Genomic DNA, 18639 nt, shown 5'->3' on the forward strand with positions numbered 1-18639 from the left:
GCAATGGGTAAAAACGTTGTTGTACTAGGCACCCAATGGGGTGACGAAGGTAAGGGTAAGGTAGTTGACCTCCTTACAGATAAAGCATCTTTAGTAGTTCGTTATCAAGGTGGTCATAACGCAGGCCATACTTTAGTGATCGACGGTGAAAAGACAGTTCTACACCTTATTCCATCGGGTGTATTACGTGACAATGTTAAATGTGTGATTGGTAATGGTGTTGTTTTATCACCAGAAGCGCTAATGAAAGAAATTGGCATGCTTGAAGAGCGTGGCGTACCTGTACGTGAACGTCTTTTAATCAGTGAAGCATGTCCGCTAATATTGCCTTTCCATGTTGCATTAGATGTAGCTCGCGAAACTGCGCGTGGCGATAAACCAATCGGTACAACGGGTCGTGGTATCGGTCCAGCGTACGAAGATAAAGTAGCACGTCGTGGTTTACGTGTTGGTGATTTATTCAATCCTGAATTATTTGCTACTAAGTTAAAAGAAGTATTGGAATACCACAACTTCACATTAGTGAACTACTACAAAGTAGACGCTGTTGACTTCCAAAAAACGTTTGATGATGCAATGGCTGTTGCTGACATTTTAAAAGCAATGGTAGTTGATGTAACTGAGCTTTTAGATCAAACGCGTAACGCCGGTGACAACATCTTATTTGAAGGTGCTCAAGGTACACTACTTGATATCGATCATGGTACTTACCCTTATGTAACATCTTCAAACACCACCGCTGGTGGCGTTGCTACAGGTGCGGGTTTTGGCCCATTACACCTTGATTATGTGCTAGGTATCATTAAAGCGTACACAACACGTGTAGGTTCAGGTCCTTTCCCTACAGAGCTTTACGACGGTCTTGATAAGCAAGACCCAGTCGGTAAGCATTTAGGTGACAAAGGTCATGAGTTTGGTGCTACTACAGGTCGTTTACGTCGTACAGGTTGGTTAGATGCCGTGGCTATGCGCCGTGCAGTCCAAATCAACAGCATTTCAGGATTTTGTTTAACTAAACTTGACGTTTTAGATGGTTTAGAAACACTTAAAATCTGTACTGGTTATAAGCTTGAAGATGGTACTGTGACTAACGTGACGCCATTAGCAGCTGAAGGTTACGATAAAGTAACGCCAGTATACGAAGAAATGCCTGGCTGGTCTGAAAATACAGTGGGTGTAACATCACTTGAAGGCTTACCTAAAGCGGCAATTGATTACATTAAACGTATTGAAGAAATCACTGGAGTACCTGTTGATATTATCTCTACAGGTCCTGATCGTGTTGAAACGATGATACTTCGTAGCCCATTTGCATAATTGGGTTTATGTTGAAAAAAAGCTGCCATGCGCAGCTTTTTTTATGTCTGCAGAAAAGTGACGCTATTAATAGTGGAACGATCTTTGTATATTATTTGGTAAGTTTATTTTTAAAGTGGTTAATATGCGTTTATCTTCTCGTTGCTCAGTGTGGTCATTATCACTACTTACACTTACTTTATTCAATATAAGCAATAGCTTAGCTGAAGAAAGTCCTGCAGCTGTGCCGCTGTATACTGAATCTGAGTTAATAGCTTTAATTAATGAGAACACTCATCTAGCGCGCGTAAAGGCAGATAATTGCCAGTTAGTGCAAGATATAGAAGCGCGAGCCAATAAAATGGCATTGCCATCATATCAATTCCTATACGGTGATATGCTCGCTTATAAAGTGTGTGTTGAGCGCGATGTTGCTTTAGGTGTGTATTACATGAAAAAAGCGGCTGAGCAGGGCTTAGCGGCTGCATTAGAGCAACTAGGTCGCTACTACGACGTTGGGCAGTTGGTCCAAAAAGACAAAACCATGGCAATAACCTACTTACGTGAGGCGTCAGCGCAAGGCAACTTAAAAGCGCAATTACGATTAGTTGGTTTGTTTAATCAAGGTTATGGAAGTCCAAGAGATTTCGAAGATGCTTATCGTTGGCTGTTTAACACCACGGTAGCTGATAAAGCGACACATAAAAAAATAGAGAGAGCATTAACTAAACTTGCTGAAAAAATGCCAGCCAGTGTCGTTACCCGCGCGCGCTTACCTATGTAAAAAAGCGAGAGTGCTTTTGCCGCACTCTCGCTTTTTTTAGTTATTACTCGTCTTTTTTATTGTCTTTGACTTTGTTATTGGCAGGATCTTTTAATAGCGATATTTTAGGCGGTTGCAATGCAACTACTCGTTCACCCTCTTGTGGTGGCTTTTCCATATCACTAGTAAAAGGCCTCATTTTCACTGGAGCGTCTTCATCACTGTCTTTATCCCCTTTGAGAATAAACAGTGGAATTGCTTCAGGGTTCATTTCTAAATACTGCTGCCAGCTAAATTCTTCAGATATTCGTGTTGCACTCACTTTACCGCCTTTGGCAATAACGCTGCTTAAGCGTGCATATGCTCCGTTTTCACCAAACAGAATTTGTCGTGATAAGAACGTCGCGCTGTCTTTATTTGCTTTAGCATGTGATGACGATGAGCGAAGTGAAAATACATTTTTTTCATTCAATAAATGAGAAAAATACTGCACCCCTAATGCGTTATGATGACGATTAGGTGAAAGCGCTAAAACACTGCGAATAGTGGTTAAAGGTAAATAGCGTTCAGCATGCTCAGATTGTGGATTACCGTAATAACAAGGCAAACCATCCATACGTGCCATTTTACAGTTTTCCCAAGCAGGATCTGATAAGTGAACGGGAATGTTTTGTTCCTTTAAACCACGAGCAATAGCACGAGATACATGGTTGGCACCAATAATTAAAATAGTATTAGGGGAGGGCTGGCGCACCCCTAGCAACTTAGCAACAGGGATAGCCGTTAAGCTTTGCAGTACCACAGTGACGATAATAACCGTGAATATCAATGGCACCATTTTCTCAGCATCGGCTACACCGGCTTCTATCATACTTAACGCAAATACAGAGCCTACGGCTGCAGCAACTATACCGCGAGGCGCAATCCAAGCCAGCACCAAGCGAGACTTCATTGGTAAATCGGTGCCAAAGGTTGAAATAGCAATACACAACGGGCGCGCAATAAATAGCACAATAGCTAAAAATATAAACACGTCGCTATCTAGCATCATTAAGTCAGATAGTTGTAATCTGGCAGCGAGTAAAATAAACAAGGTTGAGATCAAAATCATCGACAGATCTTCTTTAAACTCAAGCACCGAATCTATTTCTAGGTCATCTTGATTAGCTAACCAAATACCAAATACAGTTACGGCCAATAATCCTGACTCATGACTTAAATGGTTTGAAATCGAAAAGCTAATTAACACTAACGCTAAAATGCCAAATTTATGTAGCTCAAATGGCAACCATTCGCGGCGCATCAGTTGCGTTGTGATCCAACCCGAAACCACACCAATACTTAAACCAACCCCAACGGTTTTAACTAGTGCAATTATAGTGTGGCTAAGTACTTCACCTTGGCCAACTAACATCACAGCTTCAAATACTAATACCGCAAATAAAGCGCCAATAGGATCTATGACTATGCCTTCCCAGCGTAAAATACGGTCAATATCTTGAGTGGGTCGCATTGAGTTAAGCAGTGGCGCAATAACCGTTGGTCCCGTTACAACAAGCACAGCGCCAAGTACTGCTGCGACTCGCCAATTTAACTCTAATAACCAATAGGCACTTAAGCTGATAACGACACAGGTCATAAGCATACCAATAGAGCAGAGGTTTCTTACGACTTTACTGATCCCTTTAAGCTCCCGAAAATGCAGTGTTAAAGACCCTTCAAATAAAATCACAGCAACGCTTAAAGACACCACAGGAAAAAGTAAATCGCCTAATAAGGCATCTGGGTCTAATACGCCACTAAATGGCCCTAATAAAAGCCCAGTAAGCAACAAAAACAGAATAGCGGGTACTCTGAACGCCCAGGCGACCCATTGGGCTAGCACCGAACACAATGCAATACCGGCTATATAAATTGCTGACATAGAGTAAAAACTCCTTAATATTAATAATGTTTAAAAGTATAACTGTTACCTACCAGTAATACAGTGGGTATACACGTGTAAATTCAATTTAGCTAATAAATAATACTTATTTATTTAGTGTTAACGTCATTCTCTAAAATGTTATCAAATTTATAGTCTATATAATTCATATTTATAGTAGTCTAACCACATGATACTTAATACAAAAAACACTAGCTTTAGTAGTGTCGACCTATTCAGCTTGAATTTTAGCCTTGATCTAAGCAGCTACTTTAACGTATTATACTTCGTGTTCGAATAATTAGTTATCTAATCAAGTTTGTAGTTTAAATACATAGATTATGTTAGATATAAACATCTTAACTCTCTTACTGATTGTTTTTGCTTTGTTTTGTTATATTTGAACACACAATATCATTTACCGTACTCTTTGGTATGGTTTTGCTCAAAGTGTTTATTTGCTCAATGCAGATAAATAAAAGTTTGAGTTGAACTATTACCTTTCAATATTTAATCCCCATCGTGGCGATTAAATCTCGGTCCTTAAGTCATCACCCTATCTGTTGGTGTACCAGACTTAAGAGGCTCTATGTATGTTGTTAATAAAAAGGCCGCACACAGCTTTTTACAGCGATACATAAACAACACTTTATATTTTTTTAGTTAGTACGATCCGATTTATTTATTGGGTTAATACTATTTATTTTTTGCATCTCAATTTAAAACGCTAGTTTTAGAGACGGTGTACGTGTGTGTAAAAAGTGTGGGCAATGATAAATAAATTCGACGCTGTGTTTATAAACATGGCGACCTGGTTTCATTCATCTATGTGATGAATACAAATTAAATGGAAAGTTGAGCACTTATGCAAAAGTTAAATTGGCGACGTATCGTACTTAAAGTGGGCAGTGCCTTAATTGCACCCGATCAAGATGGCTGTCGTTCACGTTATTTATTAACCATCGCACAGTTTATTGTTCGCTGTCGCGCACGTGGAATTGAGGTTATTTTAGTTTCATCTGGTTCTGTAGCGGCTGGCTCACATTTATTTCCATCAGACCAACCTCGTTCAGTGGTAATGAAAAAAGCGATGGCTGCAGCAGGGCAAACAGAAATGATGGCCATGTGGGATCGTTTCTTTGATTTTCCATCAGCACAGCTATTATTAACTCATGGTGATTTACGTGACCGTGAGCGTTACCAGAGTATCCGTGAAACCGTATTTACATTGCTAGAACACGGCGTGCTACCTATCATTAATGAAAATGATGCAGTAACAACAGATGATTTAAAAGTGGGTGATAACGATAATTTATCAGCCATGGTTGCAGCAGCCGCTGATGCAGATGCATTAATGATTTTCTCTGATGTAGATGGCTTGTATGATAAAAACCCAAATCTGCATGACGATGCCGTATTATTGCCTGAAATAAAATCAATTGATGATTCTATTTATGCTATGGCAGGATGTGCTACCAGTGCGGTAGGTACAGGTGGTATGAAAACCAAGATTGAAGCGGCAGAGAAAGCCACTTCACATGGTATTGCAACTTACATTATTAATGGCTTTAAAGAAGAAACCTTTACTCGCTTGTTAGCCGGTGAAAACCCAGGTAGCGTATTCTTGCCTTATGAAAAACCAATGCAAGATTCTATTCACTGGATGACACATACCGCCAATGAGCAGGGGGAAGTCGTTGTTGAAGGGTCATTTGATGACTCATTAGAAGGTGAAGACGGTTGCTTACGTGGCGATGAGATCAGAGAAGTACATGGCGAGTTTGCTGTGGGCGATACTATCTTAGTTCGCAGTGAAGATGGTACGCGTTTAGCTAAAGCCACAGCAAATTACAGTAGCTGCTTGTTAAACTTTATTGCAGATAACGAGCAGAGTGAATTCAGCGAAAAAATGCAGGATTCAATTGGACCAATTATTTCAGAAAAAGATATCGCATTATTGGAGAAGTCATGAGTTTAATTACGGATATATCACGCCAGGCAGCAAAGGCTGCACATACACTTGCTTTACTCGATACCGAGACTAAAAACAAAGTGTTAACCGATATGGCAGCGGCATTAAGAGAGCAAAAAGAATTTATAATCAAAGAAAATGAGAGTGACCTAAGCGCAGCTCGCGACAATAATTTAGCAGCATCAATGATTGACCGTTTAACATTGAATGATGAGCGTATTGAAGCCATGGCTGAGGGTATCGAAGTGATTGTTTCATTAGATGATCCTGTTGGCCAGTTACGTGACATTACTGAACGCCCAAATGGTATTAAAATTCGTAAAATGCGTGTACCACTTGGCGTAGTATGTATGATTTATGAAGCGCGTCCTAATGTAACGGCTGACGCAGGTGCATTGTGCTTTAAGTCAGGTAACGGTGTTATTTTACGCGGTGGTAAAGAAGCGCTGAAAAGCTCACAAGCCATTGCCAGTGTAATGCATAGCGTGCTTACAAAACATGGTCTACCAACTGCGCTAATTTCAGTGATTCCTGATCCTGACCGTGCTTTACTAATGGAGTTGATGCAACAACGCGATAGCATTGACTTAATCATCCCTCGTGGTGGTGAAGGCCTAATTAACTATGTTACTGAAAACAGCACAATCCCTGTTATTCAGCATTTTAAAGGCGTTTGTCATTTATATGTAGATAAAGATGCTGATTTAGAAGTAGCACTAAATTTACTGCTTAATGGTAAGACTCAGCGTACTGGTGTATGTAATGCACTTGAGGGTTTAGTGGTACACCAAGATGTAGCTGATGAGTTTTTAAATCTGTGTGCAGTTGTACTTCGTCAAGAAGGTGTAAAAATTAATGCTGACGCCAAAGCGGCTGAATATTTTGATAATGCCACTGTACTTGCTGATAACGAATTTGGTGAAGAGTACTTAGACTTAGAGTTAGCAATTCGTATTGTGCCAAGTTTTGATGCAGCCGTTGAGCACATTGCTCAATTCGGTTCAAATCATACTGAAGTTATCTGTACTAAGGACGATGCGGCGGCAGAGTTATTCCAACGTAGTGTTGATGCGTCGGTTGTTATGGTTAATGCGTCATCACGCTTTTCTGATGGCTCACAACTAGGCTTAGGTGCAGAGATTGGTATTGCAACGACTAAGTTACATGCTTATGGCCCTATGGGACTTGAGTCATTAACCACTGAAAAATATTTAGTTAATGGTGTTGGTCAAGTTCGCGAATAACTAACCCAACTCAATAAATAATAAAAATGCCGGGCTTTGCTCGGCATTTTTGATCTCGATTTAGCAAAATTAAACACTTAAGCAAACAAAGAGATTAAAAAATACAAAGCATTATTAACAGAGAAGTTTATTTAGAATATAAAAATAAGGATATTACTTAAAGGAGAGGGTAGGAAAGTGGTGGAGCTAAGCAGGATCGAACTGCTGACCTCCTGCGTGCAAGGCAGGCGCTCTCCCAGCTGAGCTATAGCCCCACATTCCTAATTTACATGTACTGTAAATGCTTAAGTGCTGAGTCTTAAGCGGGGTGAACTTTAAATATTTTTACGTTTTCGGTCAAGTATTTTTTCACAAATTTTTCCGTTTTAACTAATTTTTGTTAAACTCGGCCTCAATATTTACTAAAACGACAATACATAATGAAAAAATACGCTTTAGTTTTCATGATTTTTCTTTTTGGCTGTGCCAGCTCGGTAGATGAGCCTCCCTATGAAATTAATAATCAACAATTTTATGACACCGTTGATGATCAAGGTAATAAGCTTTTTGCCTATGTGGTCTCTGTAAAGGCTAAGAGCCGCGAGCAAATTAATATTAATAAAAAGCTAACCCGAAGCGATGTTAAGCGTTTTGCCGAACAAGAGCATTTTGAAGAGTCGAGCGTGCTTAAGTTACAATTAGAAGATCAAGCGGTAGAGTTTCTTAATAAAGAGCTTGCACAACGTAACTATTGTGCAGATAAGCATGAAATAAACGAAGTGCTATGGCGAGATTTAAGTGTGCAATTAAGAGGGCGTTGTTTGTAGTATGTTAGCGGATAAACAAAAATTAGCGGTGGTGTTAGCCCAACTTGATATTAACTATGATGTGATTGAGCATCCAGCGTTGCATGGTAGCTTAGATGCTGACGAGCTGATGGTGAATCGCCCAGGAACACGTTTAAAAAATCTATTTTTGCGAGATAACGAAGGTAAGCGCCATTTTTTAGTGATCACCGCGCATGATAAACAACTCGATTTAAAATCGTTGTCTAAACAGCAAGGGCTATCGCGTTTAGGGTTTGCCTCTAATGAGCGCTTGGCTAAGTACTTAAAAGTTGCACCAGGTTGTGTGTCAATGCTCAGCTTAATGAACGATAAGCAACGAGATGTAACGCTTTGGCTTGATCAGGATATTTGGTTTGGCGATTTATTTCATTGCCATCCATTTGAAAACACCCAAACATGGTTATTAACTAAGCCTGATTTACTGCGTTTTTTTGATTTTACTGAACATCAGCCGCGGGTGATGTTTTTACCCTCGCGCTGAGCCCACAAAATAAGACCCAGCCCACATAAGCAAACCGCAAGAAGTGTTGCCATAAATGCGGTTTGCCCGTGTGCTTGATAAACCACCCCAGGTAATAACGATCCTAGTGCGCCACCGCTATAATAAAATGACACGTAACAACCATTAGTAACACTCGGTGGAGCGTGACTAATTTTATTAACCAATGGTGCCGCTGTTGAATGAATTACAAACATAGCGCCACAAAAGAGTGTGAATGCAATTAAAAACAACATCAGTGAATGACTCATTAATAACACAATACTGAGGTTATAAAACAGGAATACCAATGCCAATAAGCGCCAAGCTGAGGTCATTTTTTTTAATAACCACGGGGTAAAAATAGAGGCTAACGCGCCAATTAAATAACCACTATAAACTAAGCCAATGTCGCGGGTGTTATTAATTAAAAAGGTATTTTTTAAAATAAAAGGCAAGTAGTTTAATAATGCGGCAAAGCAAAAAAACATACAAAATATGGCACCATAAAGTTTAAGTACCGAGCCTTCTTTAAGTTGTTTCATATAATCTAAAGGTGATAACACCTCACTAGAGCTACTCAGGACAAAGCGTTTATGGGGAATGCTAAGCGCGAGTATTATCAACATGGCAGCAATTAAGTAATAAAAACTTTGCCATGACCACAAGTCGCTAAAGAGCGCAGCCAATACTCGGCCAAAATAACCACCGACAATAGTACTACCAATATAAAGAGTCATATTTTTTTGTAATGTATCGGCTTGATAGCTCATACCAATATAACTGGTCATTGCGGTTAAAGCGGCAGGTAAAGTCAGCCCTTGTAAAAACCGAACAAGTAACAGTAGCTCAAAACTAGGGGCATAAATAAATAATAAACAGCCGACACCGAGTAATAACATTGCGATGCGTAAAATTAATAATGGGTTTCGCTTGGCTAGAAACAACCCATACACCAAAGGGGCAATGGCTAAAGGCAGCATAGTGGCAGTCATTAAGCTGCCTGCAATGGCAGGCGCTACATTAAATTCGGTGGCAAATAAACTTAATAATGGCTGTGGTGCGTATAAGACAAAAAAAATAAAAACAGAACAAAGGAGTAAGTGAGATAAGCGCATTGACTGCCGTTAACATTGCTTATTAGTTGAGTCGCATTATATACAAAACTGCTAGGGTTTTCATAAATTAACCTTTATTGCGCTAAATCATGCTTTGTTTTCAGTAGTTTGTTAGATTAATACCAATAGCGCTGTTATTTACGCTCGTTGGTGATTAAAATAGCATTAATATTCGTTTTTAGTGGGAACACGCCATGGGGTCACTACAAGAGCAATTGCTCCAAGCTGGTTTAACAACATCACATAAAGCCAAAGTTGCTAAATCAGAAAAGCGCAAGCAACAGAAAAAGCAAAAGAAGGGAGCGACAAGCAACCCAAATGATTTGCAAAAGCATATTCAGCAAACCAAGCTTGAGCAGCAGCAAAAAGCCGAAGAGCTTAACAAAACGCGCCAAGAAGAATTAAAGCAACGTGAACAGGTAGCCCGTGTTAAGCAAATTTTAGAGCATCACAATCAAGAGTCAATTCGTGGTGAGCGTACCTTTAACTTTACTTATGAAAATAAAGTAAAGGGCCTTGATGTGAATGAGCAAACGCAAAAGGCGCTCTCGGGCGGACGTTTAGCAATTTGTGTATTAGAAGGCCAGTTTTACGTGTTAGAAGACGAGCCTGCACGCAAAGTGGCTGAGGTTGATGAAAAGTATATTGTGTTTCATGTTGAACCTGAGAACAAAGCCAAGGACGAAGACGATCCGTACGCTGATTTTGAAGTACCAGACGATCTTATTTGGTAAGGTGTTATTAAGTATCTGCTCAGCTAAGGCAAGCTAATATTTGTTTTATGAGGGATACACGTATTTGTTCTGATTGATCGTCAAACCTTATCAAGGACGTATGCTTTTTAAAGATTTATTGACTACAATTATCACAACCGTTTTTTTTAACCGTAAAAAAGAAGAGTAAATACAATGAGCAAGATAAAAACACTTTTATTAGGCGCGGGTATTGGTTTAGCCGCAAGTTTTTCATTTTCAGCCGCCGCTGCTGATGGCGCAGCACTTTATACCGCTAAAAACTGTCAAACATGTCATGGTGCAGATGGTAAAGCACCTATCATGGCGATGTACCCTAAGCTAAATGGTCAAAACAAAGAGTATTTAGTAGCGCAAATGAAAGACATTAAGTCAGGCGCTCGTAACAACGGTATGTCTATGGCAATGAAAGCAATGGTTGCGACTGTGACTGATGAAGAGTTTGAAGCGATTGCCGATTACCTATCAAAAGTACAATAATCGCTAACGAGACCTTAAAAGAGCCACACCTTTGTGTGGCTTTTTTATTTGGTGATTGCCATCATGCGAATACTCATTTAGACTTCTAAACATCTACAATCACTAGCGCTATGCTGTGTTTTAAAAGGCTTGTTATGTTTGATTTACCCCAGCTCGATTTAAAAAATAAAGTGTCAGAACAAGAGTGGCAACTACGTGTTGATTTAGCTGCATGTTATCGATTAGTTGACCATTTTCGTTGGGGGGATTTAATCTATACGCACCTTTCTGCTCGCCTACCAAGTACGGATCATTATTTAGTAAACGCGTTCGGTTTAACGTTTGATGAGATCACTGCATCTAACTTAGTTAAAGTTGATTTAAATGGCCGCATTATTGACGATACTCCATTTGATATTAACCCTGCGGGGTTCACCATTCACAGTGCCATTCATGAAGTACGCGAGGATGCCCATTGTGTAATACACCTACACACTAAAGAAACCATTGCAGTTGCAACACAAAAAGAAGGGCTGTTACCGTTAAGTCAGTATTCGATGTTTTCATTACCCTCTCTGTCATACCATGGTTATGAAGGCCTAGCGGTGAATGATGATGAGCGTAAACGCCTGCAAACAGATTTAGGTAGCACCAATCATATGCTATTGGTGAATCATGGCGGCTTAACGGTAGGGCCAACAGTTGGTGATGCGTTTATGCGCTTTTATGACCTTCAACGTGCCTGTGAAATACAGTTAGCTATTCAATCAAGTGCACAAGAAGCGATTGCAGTACCACAAGCTATTATTGATAACATTTATAATCAAGCGAACGTTGTTCACAGCGGCAGTACTGGGGGGCAGCTAGCATGGCCTGCCATGTTACGAAAAGCGTATCGTCTTGACCCAAGTTTTGCAAAATAACCGATAGAGGTTAATAAGGAATTTTTTATGAAAGTAAATCGCGTTGAAGTCTTTGACATTCATTGTCCTGAGCGTCCTGCATGGACGCCGGTATTTGTTCGCATTCATACCGATGAAGGGATTAGCGGTGTAGGTGAAGCCGGTCTTGCGTATGACTTAGGTCACAGTGCTGCCGCTGCGATGATCAAAGAAATGGCAGATGCCTTTTTAATTGGCCATGACCCGTTTCAAACTGAAAAACTATGGTCACGTATGTTGCGTGAAAGCTTTTGGGGTTTAGGCGGTGGGCCGGTGGTTTATGCTGCAATGAGTGCGATTGATACTGCGCTTTGGGATATAAAAGGTAAAGCATTGGGTTTACCTGTTTATCAGTTGCTTGGTGGTAAAGTTAACGACAAACTACGTACTTATGCATCGCAGTTGCAGTTTGACTGGGACAGTGAGTTTAAAGCGCTGGTCCAGCCACAAGAATATGCCGAAGCGGCACTAAAAGCAGTAGCTGAAGGTTATGACGCGGTAAAGGTTGACCCAATTCAATACGATAAAGATGGCAACACCTATTACGATCGCACAAATATTATTTCTCGCCCAGAAATGAAACTATACCGCGCTCGTATGCAGGCTATTCGTGAAGCTGTGGGTGATGAAGTTGACATTATTTTTGAATGCCACAGTTTACCTGGTGCGACATCAGCAATTCAAATTGGTGAGATTGCAGAAGAATTTGATTGTATGTATTTTGAAGAGCCGGTGAATTATTTAAACCACTCATTACATGCCAAAGTGGCTGATAAAGTGGCTGTGCCTATTGCAGGCGGCGAGCGCTTATATAACCGTTGGGGCGTGCGTCCATATTTAGAAGATCAAAGCATTGATGTACTACAGCCAGATATTGGTTTATGTGGTGGCTTTACTGAAACTAAAAAAGTATGTGATTACGCAGATATTTTTGACGTGCGTATTCAGGCACACGTGTGTGGTGGGCCGGTTGCAACCGCGGCAGCATTACATTTAGAAACAGCAATCCCTAACTTTTTAATTCATGAACATCATACTTATGCGATTAAAAAGTGGAACAGAGAGCTGTGCTTACAAGATCCACAACCTAAAAATGGCTTTTTTGAAGTATCAGAAGAACCAGGTCTTGGGATTGAGCTTAACGATGAAATTGTAATGCGTTCACAACGTGTAGAAATAAAATAAATAGCCCTATTTAAGAATAGCCGGTAAGTGATAACTCACTGACCGGCTTTTTTATCGCTGTGGATTTATTTTACAAAGTACCTGTTTTAGTTCGATGGTTGCTTTGCTATCAAGATGGCGAACAAAACAGCGCTCTCCCTTAATCATCAGTTCAAACTGATCCGGCATATTAAGCTGCTTGCCCATAATCGGATTTCCCTGAGGATCTTTGTGATTAAGTTGCTCAAGGGTAACTGTGCTTGAGGTTACAAAAACGTCGTCGGTTAATTGAACCTGTGAGCTATGTAGCAGTTGCGTAATCGCATCGGCTACTTTAGCGCTATTCGGCTCAATTAGTAACGCATGCTGTAGCTTAGGTGTCGGTTCTGAGCTTTGCGCTAAGCAACCCGTTAACCCTAATGTCGCTGCAGTCATGCTTATTGCTAATAATATGTTCATTGCTTATCTCATGTTATCACTAAGAATAATATTTTGTTCTAGCATGGTTTGAACTCGCATATCTTTTACTTCGGGCATATCGGTGGCGATAGTGGGGGCAAAACCAAGAACACTATTTATTGAGCTTGGGGCAGGGCAACTGCCGTTTTCTCTATAGCTCAGCGCTGTACTTAATAAGCTTTCACTAGCATCACCTAAGCGCTTAGTAAAATCATCGGCAACAGCGCACCCAGCAATGCGAACCGGTTGGCGTGCGTCATCAATGGTATTTTGCGGTGCAAAGCCATCTGAATATTCACCAAAACCTTTGTTATTTTCGCCAGTAAATTGAATAGTAAAATAAGTGGTGTCGCAGTTGTCGGTAGGGTAAAAACCATACGGTTTACCGCAGGTGCCTGCGCCTATCTGAATAATTTCAACATCTGCTCCGCGCAGCCCGTTAATGATAGCCTCACTAGCCGAGCAGGTACTGCTGGTGGTAAGTACAAATACCCGTTCTAAGTTTAAGGTGGGTAACGGCGTGCCCGCTACAATTGCAGGATTATTTTCAAAGCCGATAAAACGATTTGTAAAAGGCATCGGCGTCAGTGCTTGGCCTGTGACGGGGTTGGTATTAGGGTATTTATCATTAAATATGGTTCGTTCAAATATTTTACCTTGAGTGTTACTGCCCCCCACCATGTAGCTTACTTGGCTAGCCATTTGTAATAATCCCCCCCCGTTATAGCGCACGTCAATGACTAAATCTTTAATGCTACTGGCAGCGAGTTGGTTAAAGGCGTTGTAAAGCTGTGTTTCGGCTATGGCGTTGTGGCTATTAAATTGAAAATAACCAACATCACCAGCGACTAAATCGGTACGAACATTCATTACTGGTTGCGATTCGATGTTTTGAGACGTGAGTGTCACTGTGCGGTTTTCATTAGTGCTGATATCCCTAAATACAAATTCGGTAACTTTACCGGTTTGCTCGGGGAATAAACCTGCATTGATAATACCTACCTCGCTCGATGAGGTGGTGTTAATAAAATCAACGCCATCAACTTCTAAAAGCTCAAAACCACGAATAATATTTTGATTACTAGCTGGGGTATTTGGTTCGGTGTAGCTAACAACTGCTTGGCGTGGCGCGCTACCGGCAATTATTTTTATATTAAAGCCATAACCAAAGCTTAGGCCGGATTGATTTTGTCTTTGCCACTCATCGGTCGGCAAACTAAAGTGAAAGTTATCTTTTTTCGCACCTGACTCAGTCAGTTGCTCCGTTTTTAAAGTATTAAAGTAATCAATAACCCCTGACGTTAATGCAGGGTTGGTATCAATAATTTCGTCATACCATAGGTAGGTTTCGTTACTCCAAGAGCGTAGCCAGTTTTTTTCATTAATTGCTTGGCATTGACCTTTAAATTGCCCTGAACTGGCAAATACACCTGAGGTCCAGCCGCTATTATCAGTTGTTGGGTTGGTCGCATTGTCGCTACCTCCACCACCACAACCTGTTAATAAAGCGGCTAGTGAAAAAGGGAGTAATGTGTATTTAAGAGAAGATGAATTAAAAATGGCCATACGCATGCTCGTTTTTTAAACTGTTGAGCTAAATATAGCGGTTTTCATTTAGAGTTGATAGAGGCTTGCAGCATTTTTGTAACTCAAATATTGCCATGTAAGATCGTCGCTACACAGGCTGCGATAATGTTGCCATAACTCGTTGTAGTTAATATTAATTTGGCACACGGGGAAGTTGCTAGCAAACATCACTCTTTGCAAACCAAAATGCTTTAAAATATGTTTAAAACATTGGTTTTGCTGCTCGCTATTAAGCATGAGTAATTCAAAACCTGAAAACTTAATCGCAACATTAGGCTGTTTTGCAAGTAGTTCAATTGCAGTTGCCCAGTTAGCAAGGTTGTGTGCAAGCCCTGCGTGATTAATGATTATTTGTAAACCACTAACTTGGTTGGCATAAGAAATGAGCCGCTCAGTGATGTTGAGGTTTTCTACTTCAAATTGGGCTTCAAAATGCAGCTTTAATTGGCTCAAGTGCCGCAGGTTATCGAGACAATGAGGGCTCAATAAGCGCTCGGCATCATGACCTTCAGTGATATCTCTAATGCCTACAAGAGAGTGATGATCTAGCTGCTGAAGTGCTAGTTTAAATGCGTTATTTGACTGGTTAATTGTTGCAAAGCTAATTGCTTTATAAGGTATAGTTTTAATATGTTTGGCTAACCAGTTTAATTCTTTAACTGGCTGGTTATTATCAAACCCAGCTTCTATGTGCACTAAACCTGCGAGTTCAAAGTTAGTACTTTTGATCAGTTCAGCAACGCTGATGGGCTGCTTTATTTTATCTAAGTTAGACCAAGCTGGTGGGTTCGCACCTTGTAGCCAAGTGTATTGACCCTCCAGCAAATTAAAAAAGTGCAGATGCGGGTCAATAATTTTAGTGCTCATTGTGCTGTGTAGCCGCCATCAATACGTTGTAAGCTACCAGTAATAAAGCTGGCATCTGCACTTACTAAAAAGTTTACCAGTGCAGCAACTTCATCGGCTTGACCTAAACGGTTGAGCGGTTGTAAGGCGGCTTCTTCTGCAACAATATCGGCTTTGTTAGCACCACTTCTTTTACAATATGCATCAATTGCATTATGAAATAACGGCGTTTCTATGGTGCCAGGGCACACTGCATTAGCGCGAATATTAAAGCTTGCGTAATCCAAGGCGGTGGTTTTAGCCATTGAAGCCAATGCGTGCTTAGTTAAGTTATAAGCAAATGAATTTTGTTTGCCTATAATGGCCTGATCTGAGGCAATTAACACAATAGCGCCATTTTTTTGTGCTTTCATTGTTGGTAATACGCTTTGTATAGCCGCGTACGCACCTTTAACATTCAGTGCCATTAACGCATCGAATGTCGCTTCATCGGTGTGCTCAATTGTGGCACTTAGATGCTTACCAGCGTTTGAAACAAGTACATCAATACGTTGTGTTTTTTCAATAATAGCCTGTATACACTGGCGTACGGCGGTTACATCACTAACATCACATTGATGAAAAACACCACTCTCACTTGGCTCAATATCTAAGTTATGAACCTGATAGCCGTTAGTTAATAATCGCTGTACCACAGCAAAGCCAATGCCTTTAGAGCCACCGGTTACTATTGCAACTTTTGACATACTTGTTCCTCTAATTAGCAATTAATGTGCGTGGCCGCAACCACCTTCAGCATGAACGTGGCCATGAGAGATTTCTTCGCTTGTTGCTTCACGAACTGATACAACCTCAACATCAAAGGTCAGCGTTTTACCAGCAAATGGGTGGTTTAAATCACAATCAGCATTAAAGCGGCCTACTTTTACGATAGTCACTTGATGGCGACCCTGATTTGATTGCACCATTGCAGTCATACCTGGCTTCCACACTTTTACATCGCCTTGTAAATGCTTAAGCGGAATGCGCTGAATTAAATCATCAACACGCTCGCCGTATGATTCACTTGGAGATAACGTTACGCTAAATTTATCACCAGCAGTTTTACCTTCAAGTGCGGTTTCTAAACCGGGTAGCATGCCTTCGCTGCCGTGAATGTAACTTAATGGCGCGTCGTTAAGGCTACTTTCTATTTGTTCACCGGCTTCGCTAAGGGTGTAATGAAATTCAACGGCCGAATTTTTACTGATTTGCATGCATGTCTCTTTAAGATTTAAATAAATTAAAAAGCAATTTTACGCGAAATACTGCGCTTTAGAAACTTAACGGGGATGATTTAATGTATTTTGTAAGTCGAGTAACAGATCTTTTTTAGCCGGTGTGGTTTTAGGTGTCGCAGCTTGGGGTATAAATAAAACTAACTGAGTCCCAGGCTTTAATACGCTAGATGCTGATAACTTATTCCAACGTGCTAAATCGCTATGAGCAACGCCATACAACTGACTTATATTCCACAGGTTATCACCGGGTTTAACGTGGTAATCTACCTCGATGGTTGGAATGACGGGCTCTTTTTGTTCCAGATAAGGGCTTATTTTATAGTTAATAGTGAGCGATTCAGGTAACGTTTGAGGCTCTCCTAAAATAAGTTTTTCGCCAACACCAATAAAGTTATTTTGCTTATTATTGAGCTGTTTTAGTGCCTTTAAAGGCAAGCCAAAATGCCTAGCAATACCGTATAGTGTGTCATTTTTTTTGACTATGTATTCGCCTGCAAAATTGGCTTTAAAAAAACGGTTTTTTAGTAAAGCTTGTTGCTCAATAGGAAGCAATAAAGTATGCGGGCCATGGGGGGAACTTTGGTTTTTTAAATAACCCCGATTAAGAGCATGTAGCTGTTTTACACCCATACCAGAGAGCTTGGCCATAATTGAAAAATCGAACTGTTTTGCCACATTTAACGAGGTGGTCAGTGCTTTATAAGGAAGCTTTGGGCGTTTAAATTTTGCCTTAGGGTGTTTTACTAAATAGCTTAATGCTAATAGTTTTGGTACATAGTCAGCGGTTTCTTTTGGTAGGGTTAGTGCCCAAAAGTCAGTTGACTTCCCTCGTTTTTGATTGCGTTTTATAGCACGTTTAACTCGGCCTTCACCGGTGTTATAGGCCGCAAGTGCATGCAACCAATTACCATCAAAACGTTTATGTAAATAGCTTAAGTAATCTAGTGCTGCATCGGTTGAGGCCAATACATCTTGGCGTCCGTCGTACCATTGATCTGATTTAACCCCAAAATGATGTGCAGTTGCTGCAACCAGTTGCCACACACCCACAGCGTGCTCACTTGAGCGGGCGGTAGGTCTAAAGCCACTTTCTACAAATGGCAGTAATGCCAGTTCCATAGGGAGCTGCTTTTGCTCTACTTTTTTTACGATATGATATAAAAAAGGCTCTGCACGGCGAGACACTATTTTTAAATAATTCGGTTGTTTTAAATACCAGTTAATGCGTTTCTTTAACGCCTGATTTTGCTCAACCGGTAAATGTAAATTATCAGCAATATGTGCCCATAAGTCAGTTGGTTGAGTTACTTTTAGGGCTTTAGGTATTGTTTTTTTATTAATGATTTTTTTGGTGTTTGTAGAGTTCGGCGTGTTTGATTGTGCGGTTTTTTGCTCTACAGGTGCAGGGACTACAGGCGCAATGATCTCTGGCTGTGTGATTTTACAGCTACATAGCAATACAATGGCAAAGCATAAGATCAGGTGACGCATTTTGTTCCTTTTTAAAAAATATATTTCCATATTTTAAC

The 18639-nt window shown here is 40.5% G+C and carries 18 protein-coding genes and 1 tRNA gene; 10 read left to right on the top strand and 9 right to left on the bottom strand.

Annotated elements, in window-relative coordinates; all coding sequences use genetic code 11:
• The first annotated feature begins 3 nt into the window (after positions 1–3).
• Both MTF66_RS22565 and MTF66_RS22570 read left to right on the top strand, forming a co-directional pair.
• Positions 4–1317, top strand: a complete 1314-nt coding sequence (locus MTF66_RS22565) for an adenylosuccinate synthase (protein ID WP_010391689.1) — start codon at positions 4–6, stop codon at positions 1315–1317.
• A 124-nt stretch (positions 1318–1441) separates the two neighbouring features.
• Positions 1442–2080, top strand: a complete 639-nt coding sequence (locus MTF66_RS22570; RefSeq protein ID WP_138571260.1) for a tetratricopeptide repeat protein — start codon at positions 1442–1444, stop codon at positions 2078–2080.
• A 43-nt stretch (positions 2081–2123) separates the two neighbouring features.
• Here the strand turns inward: MTF66_RS22570 and MTF66_RS22575 are convergent, their stop codons facing one another.
• Complete coding sequence (locus MTF66_RS22575; protein WP_010391691.1) at positions 2124–3983, bottom strand: sodium:proton antiporter; 1860 nt, start codon at positions 3981–3983, stop codon at positions 2124–2126.
• An 865-nt stretch (positions 3984–4848) separates the two neighbouring features.
• Here MTF66_RS22575 and proB point away from each other — a divergent pair.
• Positions 4849–5955, top strand: coding sequence for a glutamate 5-kinase (proB, locus tag MTF66_RS22580; RefSeq protein ID WP_010391693.1), 1107 nt, complete (start codon positions 4849–4851; stop codon positions 5953–5955).
• Positions 5952–7199, top strand: a complete 1248-nt coding sequence (locus MTF66_RS22585; protein WP_010391694.1) for a glutamate-5-semialdehyde dehydrogenase — start codon at positions 5952–5954, stop codon at positions 7197–7199. The genes proB and MTF66_RS22585 overlap by 4 nt, the downstream gene beginning before the upstream one ends.
• A gap of 178 nt (positions 7200–7377) precedes the next feature.
• Here the strand turns inward: MTF66_RS22585 and MTF66_RS22590 are convergent.
• A tRNA-Ala gene (locus MTF66_RS22590) sits at positions 7378–7453 on the bottom strand.
• 165 nt (positions 7454–7618) lie between these two features.
• Here MTF66_RS22590 and MTF66_RS22595 point away from each other — a divergent pair.
• Together MTF66_RS22595 and MTF66_RS22600 are read left to right on the top strand one after the other, a co-directional pair.
• The gene (locus MTF66_RS22595) at positions 7619–8005 is read left to right on the top strand and encodes a hypothetical protein (protein ID WP_138622667.1); all 387 of its coding nucleotides are present in this window, start codon (positions 7619–7621) and stop codon (positions 8003–8005) included.
• A 1-nt stretch (position 8006) separates the two neighbouring features.
• Positions 8007–8507, top strand: a complete 501-nt coding sequence (locus MTF66_RS22600) for a prolyl-tRNA synthetase associated domain-containing protein (protein WP_138622665.1) — start codon at positions 8007–8009, stop codon at positions 8505–8507.
• Here MTF66_RS22600 and MTF66_RS22605 read toward each other — a convergent pair.
• Entirely contained in the window at positions 8474–9622 is a 1149-nt protein-coding gene (locus MTF66_RS22605; RefSeq protein ID WP_138622663.1) for an MFS transporter, read from the bottom strand. The genes MTF66_RS22600 and MTF66_RS22605 overlap by 34 nt on opposite strands.
• Positions 9623–9816: 194 nt before the next feature.
• On the opposite strand from MTF66_RS22605, the gene MTF66_RS22610 reads away from it, so the two are divergent.
• The 4 genes from MTF66_RS22610 (at position 9817) to MTF66_RS22625 (ending at position 12959) form a co-directional block, all read left to right on the top strand.
• Positions 9817–10356, top strand: coding sequence for a DUF2058 domain-containing protein (locus MTF66_RS22610; RefSeq protein WP_036980338.1), 540 nt, complete (start codon positions 9817–9819; stop codon positions 10354–10356).
• 174 nt (positions 10357–10530) lie between these two features.
• Positions 10531–10854 carry a c-type cytochrome gene (locus MTF66_RS22615; RefSeq protein WP_036980337.1) on the top strand — a complete coding sequence of 108 codons (324 nt, stop codon included), beginning with the start codon at positions 10531–10533 and terminating at the stop codon, positions 10852–10854.
• A 134-nt stretch (positions 10855–10988) separates the two neighbouring features.
• Positions 10989–11756, top strand: coding sequence for a class II aldolase/adducin family protein (locus MTF66_RS22620; RefSeq protein ID WP_248528895.1), 768 nt, complete (start codon positions 10989–10991; stop codon positions 11754–11756).
• A 27-nt stretch (positions 11757–11783) separates the two neighbouring features.
• Positions 11784–12959: a mandelate racemase/muconate lactonizing enzyme family protein gene (locus MTF66_RS22625; RefSeq protein WP_054202652.1), complete on the top strand. Its 1176-nt coding sequence runs from the start codon at positions 11784–11786 to the stop codon at positions 12957–12959.
• A gap of 51 nt (positions 12960–13010) precedes the next feature.
• On the opposite strand, the gene MTF66_RS22630 is transcribed toward MTF66_RS22625, so the two are convergent.
• From MTF66_RS22630 to MTF66_RS22655, 6 genes are all read right to left on the bottom strand, one after another.
• Positions 13011–13397, bottom strand: a complete 387-nt coding sequence (locus tag MTF66_RS22630) for a hypothetical protein (RefSeq protein ID WP_054202651.1) — start codon at positions 13395–13397, stop codon at positions 13011–13013.
• A 3-nt stretch (positions 13398–13400) separates the two neighbouring features.
• Positions 13401–14963: a S41 family peptidase gene (locus tag MTF66_RS22635; protein ID WP_138622661.1), complete on the bottom strand. Its 1563-nt coding sequence runs from the start codon at positions 14961–14963 to the stop codon at positions 13401–13403.
• A 48-nt stretch (positions 14964–15011) separates the two neighbouring features.
• Positions 15012–15851: an amidohydrolase gene (locus MTF66_RS22640; protein ID WP_248528897.1), complete on the bottom strand. Its 840-nt coding sequence runs from the start codon at positions 15849–15851 to the stop codon at positions 15012–15014.
• Positions 15848–16576, bottom strand: coding sequence for an SDR family NAD(P)-dependent oxidoreductase (locus tag MTF66_RS22645; RefSeq protein ID WP_248528899.1), 729 nt, complete (start codon positions 16574–16576; stop codon positions 15848–15850). The genes MTF66_RS22640 and MTF66_RS22645 overlap by 4 nt, the downstream gene beginning before the upstream one ends.
• 21 nt (positions 16577–16597) lie before the next feature.
• Entirely contained in the window at positions 16598–17086 is a 489-nt protein-coding gene (locus MTF66_RS22650) for a peptidylprolyl isomerase (RefSeq protein ID WP_054202647.1), read from the bottom strand.
• A 66-nt stretch (positions 17087–17152) separates the two neighbouring features.
• Entirely contained in the window at positions 17153–18601 is a 1449-nt protein-coding gene (locus MTF66_RS22655; protein WP_138622659.1) for a transglycosylase SLT domain-containing protein, read from the bottom strand.
• Positions 18602–18639: the final 38 nt, after the last annotated feature.

It is taken from the genome of Pseudoalteromonas sp. 2CM39R, from assembly GCF_023161845.1.